Source organism: Nocardia sp. NPDC051756, assembly GCF_040681495.1.
GTDB lineage: Bacteria > Actinomycetota > Actinomycetes > Mycobacteriales > Mycobacteriaceae > Nocardia.
Genome location: NZ_JBFAYV010000005.1, coordinates 932,749 through 942,631 on the forward strand (window position 1 = coordinate 932,749; position 9,883 = coordinate 942,631).

Below are 9,883 nucleotides of genomic sequence, written 5' to 3' on the forward strand. Positions count from 1 at the left end.
ATCGTTCCGGCGGGGCTGGCGCAACGGGGCATCCTGGGTCAGGCGGACTTTCCGTAGACGTAATCGTCGAGCGGGAAGCTGACCGCCTCGCGGTGCGCGTTGAGCGTGCTGGTCGGGCGCAGCAGCGCGGCCTCGCCGTGCGGGTTGAAGTAGTAGCTGCGCGCGGTGGAGCAGTCGCCGCCGTAGAAGACCGAGGTGCCGAGCTTGTCGGTGACTCGATCGAGGAACCCGGCGTTCGCTTCCTCGGTCACCTCGAAGGTGTTCTCGCCGCGGCGGAACAGCTCGGTGAAGAGCCGTCCCATGTGCTTCATCTGCGCCTCGATGGTGGTGAAGTAGGACAGGCCGCTGTAGGAGTACGGGCTGTTGAGGCTGAGGAAGTTCGGGAACTTCGGCACGGTGATGCCCTCGTAGGCCTGGAAACGGTTGTCCCGCCAGAACTTTCCGAGGTTGACCCCGTCGCGGCCGATGATCTCGATGGCCGGGAAGTTCACGTCCCACAGGTTGAAGCCGGTGGCCAGGATCAGCGTGTCGATCTCGGTCTTGTGCCCGTCGGCGGTGACGATGCCGTCGGCCTCGATGTGGTCGATCGAGTTCGTCTCCAGTCGCACATGCGGCTGGTTGAACGAGCGGAAGTAGGTGTTGGAGAAGGTGGGGCGCTTGCAGCCGAAGTCGTAGTGCGGGGTGAGCTGCTTGCGCGTTTCCTTGTCCCGCACCGAGGTCCGCAGATGCGCCTTGGCGAGCAGGCCCGCGGCCTTGTTCAGCGGCTTGGCCTGCGTGTAGTGCAGCACGCCGACCACCATGAGCGCCTCGAGCAGGCTGGTGTTGAACAGCCGCGCGGCCTTCTGGGTGGCGGGCACCCGGTCGAACAGCTTCTGCACCGGCTTCGGGATGGCGGTGTCGATCTTCGGCACCACCCAGATCGGGGTGCGCTGGAAGACGGTGAGCGCCTGCGCCTTCTTGGCCACCTCGGGCACCAGTTGCACGGCCGTCGCGCCGGTGCCGATGATCGCCGCCTTGCGCCCGGTCAGGTCGAAATCGTCCTCCCACGCGGTGGTGTGGATGATCTTGCCGGCGAAGGAATCGATGCCGGGGAACGGCGGCGTGTAGGGCTGGGACAGGAAGCCCGTCGCGGTGAGCAGGTAACGGCCAGTGAGGGTTTCACCGCCCGCGACCGACACCACCCACTGCTGGTGTTCCTCGTCCCAGCGGGCGCCGTCGACCACGGTGCCGAAGCGCATGCGGCGGCGCAGGCCGTACTTGTCCGCGATGTGGCCGGCGTACTTCTTCAGCTCCGCGCCCGGCGCGAACAGTCGCGTCCAATACGGGTTGGGCTCGAAAGAGTACGAGTAGGTGACCGAGGCGATGTCGACCGCGAGGCCGGGGTAATGGTTGACGTGCCAGGTGCCGCCGAGATCGCTCTCCCGATCGAGGATGACGTAGTTGCTCAGGCCGAGCCGATCGAGCTCGATGCCCGCCCCCATGCCACCGAATCCCGCACCGACCACGACAGCGTCGTACTGAGGCGCCACTCCGAACCTCCAGGTATGTGAACCGTTTATCACAGAATGACACATCATTCCGTTTGTGACGACTGTATCATCGGTGGCGTGACGAAGCCATTGACGCGTGCCGAGCGGCGCAAAGCCGAGCTCCGCCAGGAAATCATCGACACTGCCTTCGTCTGCTTCTCGGAGAAGGGCTATCACGGCACCGGCATCGCCGATATCGCCGGTCACCTCGGCATCGGACACGGCACCTTCTACCGGTACTTCAGCAACAAGCGCGACATCATCGACCACGTCATCGACGACCTGTCCGCCAAGATCATCGACACCCTCGGCACCGAGAACGCGCCCGACGCGGCCACCACGCTGGACGAATACCGCGCGCAGACCGACCGGATCGGCCAGGCGCTGACGCACATCCTGATGGACGACCGCCGGGTCGCGCAGCTGCTGCTGGTGCACGCGCCCGGCATCGACGACGAGCTGACCGCGCGCCTCTACGGCCTGCTCGACATGGCCGACGCGCTCACCGCCGGATATCTCGACCACGGCGTCGAACTCGGTTATCTGCGAGCGGATCTGGACACGGTCAACACCGCGCGGGCGGTCACCGGCATGCTGCTGGCCGGCATCGTGCACGGCCTGCGCGAAACCGATGAGGGGTCCATCCAGGGTCTCAACGAGGCCATTCGGCGGCTGCTGATCGACGGTGTCCGCAAGGATTGAGCAAATCGATAAGCCCCCTGACGGCGTCGGCGGCGTTAAGGTGTGGGAACAGTTCCGACGAGTCCGCCAGGGGGCGCTCGTGGTCGCAAGAGACCAGGGAGTACGAAAAACGCACATTCCGCCGACCCGGCGCGTGGGGCCTGACAGAATGTCGCCCGTGACCCCCGAGGATGTGAGCCGAATCAGTTTCGCGACACCACCATTCGGGCAGCGTGGTTACCACGCGGACGAGGTGGACGCATTCCTCGACCTGGTAGCCGCGACGATGGCAGGCCGAGGTTCGCTTGCGGCCGACGATCTGCGCCATGTCACCTTCGACGCGCCGCGGCCCGGTGCGCGGGGGTATCGGGCGGATCAGGTCGACGAGTATCTGGATCAGGTGCGCGTCGAGCTGGAGATCCGGCAGCGCGGGGCGCGGCCGACGCCGGCAGGCAACGGGCATTCGATCCTGACGCCGGATGACGTGCAGCGCATGCGATTCACGTATGCGCCGGTCGGTCGTCGCGGGTACCACGAAGACGAGGTCGACGCGTTCCTCGACCTGGTCGCCGCGACGCTCGCGCACGGCGGGCCGGGCAGTCTGACCATCGCGGACGTGCGCTCGGTGCGATTCAGTGGAGCCCGACTAGGCACCCGCGGGTATCAGGGCGACGAGGTGGACGCGTTCATGGACCTGGTCGTCGCGGCATTGCAACACGCCGAACACCAACACCACCGCTGGACCTTGCACCGCGACGTCGGCGAATAACTCTGCACGGCTAGGCAGTTCGCCCTACCGATGCGGCCACCCGGAAGGCCTGCGGCACCACCAGCCGCACACCTTCCGACTTCCCGCACACCAACTCGCCGCACTGACACGCGTGCGTATGTCAAAAGGTGTGCGGCACAACGGCAGCGCAACCGAGTCGAGTCATACGGTCGCTAATTGATCTCTGATTGCCACCATTCGACTCGACTCGATGTCTTACTCCAGCAGGTCGAGGGTGGGTTGGGGGTTGTGGCTGCGGACTTCGATGGAGCCGAAGACTAGGTCGGGTGGGGGGACCAGGCCTAGGTGTTCCCAGGCGGCGGCGGTGGCTACGCGGCCGCGGGGGGTGCGGGCGACCATGCCGGCGCGGACGAGGAATGGTTCGCAGACCTCTTCGACGGTGGCGGCCTCCTCCCCTACAGCGACCGCGAGGGTGGAGACGCCGACGGGGCCGCCGCCGAAACTGCGGACCAGCGCGGCCAATACGGAACGGTCGAGGCGGTCGAGGCCGAGCACGTCGACGTCGTACACCTCCAGCGCGGCCTGCGCGATGGGCAGGGTGATCAGGCCGTCGGCGCGGACCTCGGCGTAGTCGCGCACGCGGCGGAGCAGGCGGTTCGCGATACGCGGCGTACCGCGAGAGCGACCGGCGATCTCGGCGGCGGCTTCGCGGTCGATCTGCACGCCGAGGATGTGCGCCGAACGCAGCAGGATCAGCAGCAATTCGGCGGGGTCGTAGAAGTCCATGTGCCCGGTGAAACCAAAGCGGTCGCGCAGTGGGCCGGTGAGCGCTCCGGACCTGGTCGTCGCGCCGACCAGGGTGAACGGGGCGATGTCGAGCGGAATCGAGGTCGCGCCAGGGCCTTTGCCGACGACCACGTCGACGCGGAAGTCCTCCATCGCGAGGTAGAGCATCTCCTCGGCAGGCCGCGCGATGCGGTGGATCTCATCGATGAACAACACGTCGCCGTCGACCAGATTGCTGAGCATGGCCGCGAGATCACCGGCACGCTCCAGCGCTGGTCCGGAGGTGATGCGCAGCGCGGTGCCGAGCTCGCCCGCGATGATCATCGCCATGCTGGTCTTGCCGAGGCCGGGCGGGCCGGACAGCAGCACGTGATCCGGTGTGCCGCCACGCTGTTTGGCGCCGCGCAACACCAGCGCGAGCTGCTCGCGCACCCGCGGCTGACCGATGAAGTCGTCCAGCGATTTCGGCCGCAGGCTGGCCTCGATCTCCCCGTCGGACTTCAAAAGACTTGGCGTGACCTGGGATTCGTCGGCTTCCTCGTCGTAATCCATGCCGAGCTACCGATTCCGGCCGAGCAGGTTGAGCGCGGCGCGCAACCCGACGGCGGTGTCGGCGGCGGGCTGTTCGGCGAGCACTGAGTCGATGGCCTGCTCGGCCTGTTTGATCGGGAAGCCCAGGCCGGTGAGCGCCTCGACGACCTGCTCGCGCACCGGTGTGATGACCGGGATGGGTGTGCTGCCGGGCGGACCGGATTGCACCGGAACGAGATTCACCTTGTCCCGCAGCTCGACCACCATGCGTTCGGCGCCGCGCTTGCCGATGCCGGGCACCCGGGTGAGCGCGGCGACGTTGCTTTCGGCGAGCGCCTTGCGCAGCGCTTCGGGTTCGAGCACCGCGAGCACCGCCATGGCCAGCCGCGGGCCGACGCCGGACACCGTTTGCAGCAGACCGAACAGGTCGCGCGCCTCGGTGTCGGCGAAGCCGAACAGTGTCATCGAGTCCTCGCGCACGATCATCGCGGTGTAGAGGCGGGTTTCCTCGCCGCGGGTCAGCGTGGACAGCGTCGCGGGGGTGACATTGAGCCGGTAGCCGATGCCGGCCGCCTCGATCACCGTGTGGTCGAGGGCGATTTCCAGCACCTCACCGCGAACCGACGCGATCACCTCTTTACCGCCTTCCGTTGTTCGGCAAGCCGTTCCGCGTACTTGCGTTGTGCCTCGGCCGCTTGGGCTTCGGCCTTGGCCATCCGCTCGATCAGCGGCGCCCGCCAACAATGGCAGATGGCCAACGCGAGCGCATCCGCCGCGTCCGCCGGTTTCGGCGCGACCTGTAGTCCTAGTATTCGGGTGACCATGGCCGTGACCTGTGCCTTGTCCGCGGTGCCGTTGCCGGTGACCGCGGCCTTCACCTCGCTGGGCGTGTGGAACGCGACCGGTATGCCGCGGCGCGCGGCCGCGAGCGCGATCACCCCGCCGGCCTGCGCGGTGCCCATCGCGGTACGCACATTGTGCTGGGCGAAGACCCGTTCGATCGCGACGGCCCCCGGTTTGTGCGTGTCCAGCCACAATTCGGCGGCATCGGAAACCTGGAGTAGTCGCTGCGCGAGGTCCATGTCGGGCGGGGTACGAACCACATCGACAGCGATGGCGGTCACCTTCCGGCCGATACCGCCCTCGACGATGCTGAGGCCGCACCGGGTGAGACCGGGGTCGACGCCCATCACCCGCACGAAATCCCCTCTCGCAGACACGAACAACTGTTCGAGAGTTTAGCCGAGGAAGGGGGTCTCCCGGTCCAGCGACACGGGTGCACGTCGGGGCGCGCAGAACACTGCCCCCGCGGTCACTCCGGGCAATCCACCGTGTTCACGTATGACGCGCGATGCGCCGCGGGTTTATGGCGTGCCGGGGAATCCGAGTAGCTCCGGATTCTTCGCGCGTGCCGCCCACTCGCGCGCCGGATCGGTGACGAGGCGTCGAGCTCGCAGGTCCAGCAGTCCGCTGACGTTGGTCACCGTGGCGGCCACCTCGCCATCGGCACGCGTCAGGATCTGTTCGACGCGGTAGGTCTTGCCTGTCCCCCACAACCAGTTGCAGGACACGTCGACCGCGTCGCCGCCGCGTAGTTCCTTGTGGAATTTGATCGTCGTCTCGAGATTGACCGGGCCGAATCCGTCCGCGATCAACTCGTCGACCGAGATGCCCGCCGCCTGCACGCAGGCGAAACGGGAGTGATCGGCGAACTGGTGATACGCAGCGCCGGTGACATGCAACTGCGGATCCAGGTCGGACACACGGACTTCGATACGCGTACTGAAGGGCACAGGGACGACTATGCCAGCGCCCACCGACAAGTTCCGGCACCCAGGTGGCCTGGAGCCGATTCACAGGGTGTCTCGAGGAACGGTGTCGACAATGCCGTACGTGTCTGCCCTTGGAGTGCCGTTTGCCGCGCCCGCGATCCCGGTGCCACCACCGGCCCCGCCGTTGCCGTCGGCGAATCTGAATCCGAACTACCAGAACACCTTTCACCACGGGATCTCCCTGCTGCACGGGTGGCTGCCGTTGACCGTCGAGCTGGTCGCGGTGGCGCTGCTGCTGATCGCCGTCGCGCGCAGAACGCGGCGGTGGTGGGTGATTCAGGTGCCGGTGTGCGTGCTGATCGGCGTGGTCGGGGCGCTGGTCGCGCGGTGGTACGTGTCGAATCAGGGGCTGGCGTCCGATCCCGCGCCCGCGTTGCTGTGGGCGTGCGTCGGCGGGACGGCGGGTGCGCTGGCCGTCGCGGCGCTCGGCTGGCGGGGCGCACGCTGGTGGCGGCGCGGGGTGGCCCTGCTCGCTATTCCGTTGGCGCTGCTCAGTACCGGAATCGTGCTCAATCAGTGGGTCGGCTACTACCCCACCGTGCAGGCCGCGTGGGGTGCGGTCACGGCCGGTCCGCTGCCGCATCAGACCGATCTCGACGCGCTGGACGGGCTGCGCAATACCGACGTGTCGACGGGCAAGGTCGTGCCGGTCCGAATTCCCGACTCGGGCAGCGGGTTTCCGCATCGCACCGAGTACGTGTACCTGCCGCCGGCCTGGTTCGCCGGGCCGAGGCCGCCCACGCTGCCGGTGGTGATGATGATCGGCGGCGAGTTCAACACGCCCGCCGACTGGATGCGCAGCGGGCAGATCATGCCCGCCGTCGACCAGTTCACCGCCGCCAACGGGGGTCGCGCGCCGATCCTCGTCTTCGTCGACTCCAGCGGCAGTTTCAACAACGACACCGAATGCGTGAACGGACCGCGCGGCGATGCCGCCGACCACCTGACGCGAGATGTGCCGAGCTACCTCGAATCCCAGTTCGGCGCGTCCGCCGATCCCGCGCAGTGGGCGGTGGTCGGCTGGTCCATGGGCGGCACCTGCGCCGTCGACCTGGCCGTCATGCACCCGGAACTGATCCGCACCTTCGTCGACATCGCCGGCGACATCGGCCCGGTCTCCGGCACCAAGGACCAGACCATCGCCCGCCTCTTCGGCGGCAATGCCGACCAGTGGGCCGCCTTCGACCCGATGACCGTCATGGTCAAGCACGGCCAATACCCCAGCACCGCAGGCCTTTTCGACGACCTCACTCCACCCCAGCGACACAACGCGAACGGCAACGCCGCACCCCGCGGCAACCGTCCGCCGGTCGAGGACGACGACACCGCAGGCATGGGCGGCCACGACGGCGTCATGGACACCGGCGAGGTAGGCGCCGCCGAAAAACTCTGCAACCAGGGCCACGAAGTAGGCATCGACTGCACCATCCACACCACCCAGGGCGGCCACACCTGGCAATTCGCCTCCGCCGCCTTCACCTCCTCCCTCCCCTGGATCACCGCCCGCCTAGGCCTCCCCCTCCCCAACCCCACCTGACCCACCCCCAACGGAACATGACCAAAGCCCCACTCGCGGGGAGCGGGATTCGCTCAGGCGGGGGAGAGGGTGCGGGTGAAGGTGCGGCGGTAGGCCTGGGGGGAGACGCCGATGGCTTCGTGTAGGTGCTGGCGGAGGGAGGTACCGGTGGCGAAGCCGACCTCGCCGGCGATGCGGTCGACCGTCATGTCGGTCGATTCGAGGAGGTGGCGGGCGCGGAAGAGGCGCTGCTGGATGAGCCAGCGGCCGGGGCTCATGCCGACCTCCTCGCTGAAGCGGCGGGCGAAGGTGCGCTTGCTCATTCGCGCGCTGGCGGCGAGTTCGTCGACGGTGAGCGGGAGGTGCAGGTTTTCCAGGGCCCACTGGCGGGCGGCGGCGGTGCCGGCCGAGGTGGGCGGCGGGACGGGCTGCTCGATGTATTGGGCTTGCCCGCCGTCGCGCCACGGCGGCATGACGCAGCGCCGGGCGACCGCGTTGGCGACCGCACTGCCGTGGTCGCGGCGCACGATGTGCAGGCACACGTCGATGCCGGCCGCCGCGCCCGCGGAGGTGAGCACGTCATCATCGTCCACGTAGAGCACGTCGGGATCGAGCCGGACTCGCGGGAACGTGCGCCGGAAGAGGTCGGCCTCCCGCCAATGCGTGGTCGCCGGACGACCATCGAGCAGACCCGCAGCCGCCGCCACGAACGACCCGGTGCAGATGGCGACGAGCCGGGCATCGGGCCGGATCCGGGCGAGCGCGTCCCGCACCGGCTGGGGCAGGTCACCGTCGAGCGTCATCCGGATATCGCAGGCAGGCAGGATCACGGTGTCGGCGGTGTCCAGAATGCTGCTGTCGTGCGCGACGGCGATCGAGTAATCCGCGACGGTACGCACCGGCCGACCATCCAGCGAACACGTGCGAACTTCGTACCGCCCGCCGGCACTGCCGAATACCCGATTCGGAATGCCGAGCTCGAACGGATAGACCCCGTCCAACGCCAGCACCACAACCCGATGCACCGAAGACTCCATGGCACGATCATATCGAAGAATGGCAATCGTGCCATTTCCTTGCCCGGCCCCAAGCGGCAAACTCGGTGCAATGAGCGAAAATATGCGTGCGATCAGCCAGGACACCCTCGGCGGCCCCGAGGTCCTCACCGAAGTGCAACTCCCTCGCCCGGTCCCGGGCCCGGGCGAGATCCTGGTCCGGGTGCGTGCCGCCGGACTCAACCCGACCGACTGGAAGCACCGGGCCAACGGCGGCTTCCTCGGCACGCCGCCGTTCGTCCTCGGCTGGGACGTGTCCGGTGAGGTCGCCGAGACGGGCGTCGGCGTGACCCTGTTCCAACCGGGCGACGAGGTCTTCGGCATGCTGCCCTACCCGTACGGCCACGGCGCATTGGCCGAGTACGCCGTCGGCCCGGCCCGCGCCTTCGCCCGTAAACCCGCGCGCCTGGATCACGTGCAGGCCGCCGCGATCCCGCTGGCCGCGCTCACCGCCTGGCAGGCGCTGGTCGACACCGCCGATCTGCAAGCCGGACAGCGGGTCCTGATTCACGCGGCGGCCGGCGGGGTCGGCCATTTCGCCGTCCAGATCGCCAAGGCCCGCGGCGCGTACGTCATCGGCACGGCCAGCGCACCCAACCACGAATTCCTGCGCGCCATCGGCGTGGACGAGGCGATCGACTACCACACGACCGAGGTCGCCGAGGTGGTCCGCGACGTGGACGTGGTGCTGGACTCGATCACCGACGAGAACAGCATCCGCTCGCTGCGCACCCTGCGTCCGGGTGGCGTGCTGGTCACGCTGCGCCCGATGGGCGAGGTCGACCTGGCGGCCGAGGCGAGCAGGCTCGGCGTGCGCGCCCTGCGCATGCTGGTGGAGGACGACCACGCCGGCATGGTCGCGCTGGCCGGGCTCGTCGAGTCCGGCGAGTTGCGCCCGACGATCGCGGGCACGTTCCCACTGGCGGACACCGCGAAGGCGCATGCGTTGGGCGACACCGGCCGTACCGTCGGCAAACTAGTTGTCACTGTGCCCTGACACCGAAACTTTTTCCGCGCGGCGCTTCGGTGAATCCGCGAAATCGGGACCGCCACGCTTCTACCATCCGATGATGAGCACTGTTGTGAAGGCTGTCCTCGAGGGCGGGCCGAAAGACATGCCCGCGCGTATCGTTCCCATCACCCCGCCGGGGATCGAACTGAAAGTCCCGTTCAAGGGTGGTTACGAGCACTTCAAGGTGACCCGCAAGGAGAAGGACACCCCG

11 protein-coding genes are annotated in these 9,883 nt (G+C 67.9%); 5 read left to right on the top strand and 6 right to left on the bottom strand.

Features of this window, described 5'->3' with window-relative positions:
• Nucleotides 1-38: 38 nt before the first annotated feature.
• Nucleotides 39-1,529 carry an NAD(P)/FAD-dependent oxidoreductase gene (locus AB0M22_RS26325; protein WP_364731903.1) on the bottom strand — a complete coding sequence of 497 codons (1,491 nt, stop codon included), beginning with the start codon at nucleotides 1,527-1,529 and terminating at the stop codon, nucleotides 39-41.
• A gap of 36 nt (nucleotides 1,530-1,565) precedes the next feature.
• Here AB0M22_RS26325 and AB0M22_RS26330 point away from each other — a divergent pair, with 36 nt between their 5' ends.
• Nucleotides 1,566-2,231 carry a TetR/AcrR family transcriptional regulator gene (locus tag AB0M22_RS26330; protein ID WP_364731906.1) on the top strand — a complete coding sequence of 222 codons (666 nt, stop codon included), beginning with the start codon at nucleotides 1,566-1,568 and terminating at the stop codon, nucleotides 2,229-2,231.
• Nucleotides 2,232-2,379: 148 nt separating this feature from the next.
• Entirely contained in the window at nucleotides 2,380-2,979 is a 600-nt protein-coding gene (locus tag AB0M22_RS26335) for a DivIVA domain-containing protein (RefSeq protein ID WP_364731908.1), read from the top strand.
• 216 nt (nucleotides 2,980-3,195) lie between these two features.
• On the opposite strand, the gene ruvB is transcribed toward AB0M22_RS26335, so the two are convergent.
• The 4 genes from ruvB to AB0M22_RS26355 all read right to left on the bottom strand — a co-directional run bounded on the left by ruvB (nucleotide 3,196) and on the right by AB0M22_RS26355 (nucleotide 6,020).
• The gene (gene ruvB / locus AB0M22_RS26340; protein WP_364731911.1) at nucleotides 3,196-4,278 is read right to left on the bottom strand and encodes a Holliday junction branch migration DNA helicase RuvB; all 1,083 of its coding nucleotides are present in this window, start codon (nucleotides 4,276-4,278) and stop codon (nucleotides 3,196-3,198) included.
• 6 nt (nucleotides 4,279-4,284) lie between these two features.
• A complete protein-coding gene (ruvA, locus tag AB0M22_RS26345; RefSeq protein WP_364731914.1) occupies nucleotides 4,285-4,890 on the bottom strand; it encodes a Holliday junction branch migration protein RuvA in 606 nt (201 codons plus the stop codon).
• Entirely contained in the window at nucleotides 4,887-5,456 is a 570-nt protein-coding gene (gene ruvC / locus AB0M22_RS26350; protein ID WP_150406078.1) for a crossover junction endodeoxyribonuclease RuvC, read from the bottom strand. The genes ruvA and ruvC overlap by 4 nt, the downstream gene beginning before the upstream one ends.
• A gap of 165 nt (nucleotides 5,457-5,621) precedes the next feature.
• Nucleotides 5,622-6,020: a thioesterase family protein gene (locus tag AB0M22_RS26355; RefSeq protein ID WP_364731916.1), complete on the bottom strand. Its 399-nt coding sequence runs from the start codon at nucleotides 6,018-6,020 to the stop codon at nucleotides 5,622-5,624.
• Nucleotides 6,021-6,150: 130 nt separating this feature from the next.
• On the opposite strand from AB0M22_RS26355, the gene AB0M22_RS26360 reads away from it, so the two are divergent.
• On the top strand, nucleotides 6,151-7,626 hold the full coding sequence (locus AB0M22_RS26360) for an alpha/beta hydrolase-fold protein (protein WP_364731919.1): 1,476 nt from the start codon (nucleotides 6,151-6,153) through the stop codon (nucleotides 7,624-7,626).
• Between the two features lie 53 nt (nucleotides 7,627-7,679).
• Here AB0M22_RS26360 and AB0M22_RS26365 read toward each other — a convergent pair whose 3' ends face one another.
• Nucleotides 7,680-8,642, bottom strand: coding sequence for a helix-turn-helix domain-containing protein (locus tag AB0M22_RS26365; protein ID WP_364731921.1), 963 nt, complete (start codon nucleotides 8,640-8,642; stop codon nucleotides 7,680-7,682).
• Nucleotides 8,643-8,712: 70 nt separating this feature from the next.
• On the opposite strand from AB0M22_RS26365, the gene AB0M22_RS26370 reads away from it, so the two are divergent.
• Both AB0M22_RS26370 and AB0M22_RS26375 read left to right on the top strand, forming a co-directional pair.
• The gene (locus tag AB0M22_RS26370; protein ID WP_364731923.1) at nucleotides 8,713-9,657 is read left to right on the top strand and encodes an NADP-dependent oxidoreductase; all 945 of its coding nucleotides are present in this window, start codon (nucleotides 8,713-8,715) and stop codon (nucleotides 9,655-9,657) included.
• A gap of 73 nt (nucleotides 9,658-9,730) precedes the next feature.
• Nucleotides 9,731-9,883: DUF5988 family protein (locus tag AB0M22_RS26375; protein WP_364732011.1), on the top strand; the 153-nt coding region annotated here is incomplete at its 3' end.

Coding starts and splice junctions, on each gene's coding strand:
- AB0M22_RS26330 (WP_364731906.1), top strand. CDS start 1,566: ATGACACATCATTCCGTTTGTGACGACTGTATCATCGGTGGCGTGACG.
- AB0M22_RS26335 (WP_364731908.1), top strand. CDS start 2,380: ATGTCGCCCGTGACCCCCGAGGATGTGAGCCGAATCAGTTTCGCGACA.
- ruvB (WP_364731911.1), bottom strand. CDS start 4,278: ATGGATTACGACGAGGAAGCCGACGAATCCCAGGTCACGCCAAGTCTT.
- AB0M22_RS26365 (WP_364731921.1), bottom strand. CDS start 8,642: ATGGAGTCTTCGGTGCATCGGGTTGTGGTGCTGGCGTTGGACGGGGTC.
- AB0M22_RS26370 (WP_364731923.1), top strand. CDS start 8,713: ATGAGCGAAAATATGCGTGCGATCAGCCAGGACACCCTCGGCGGCCCC.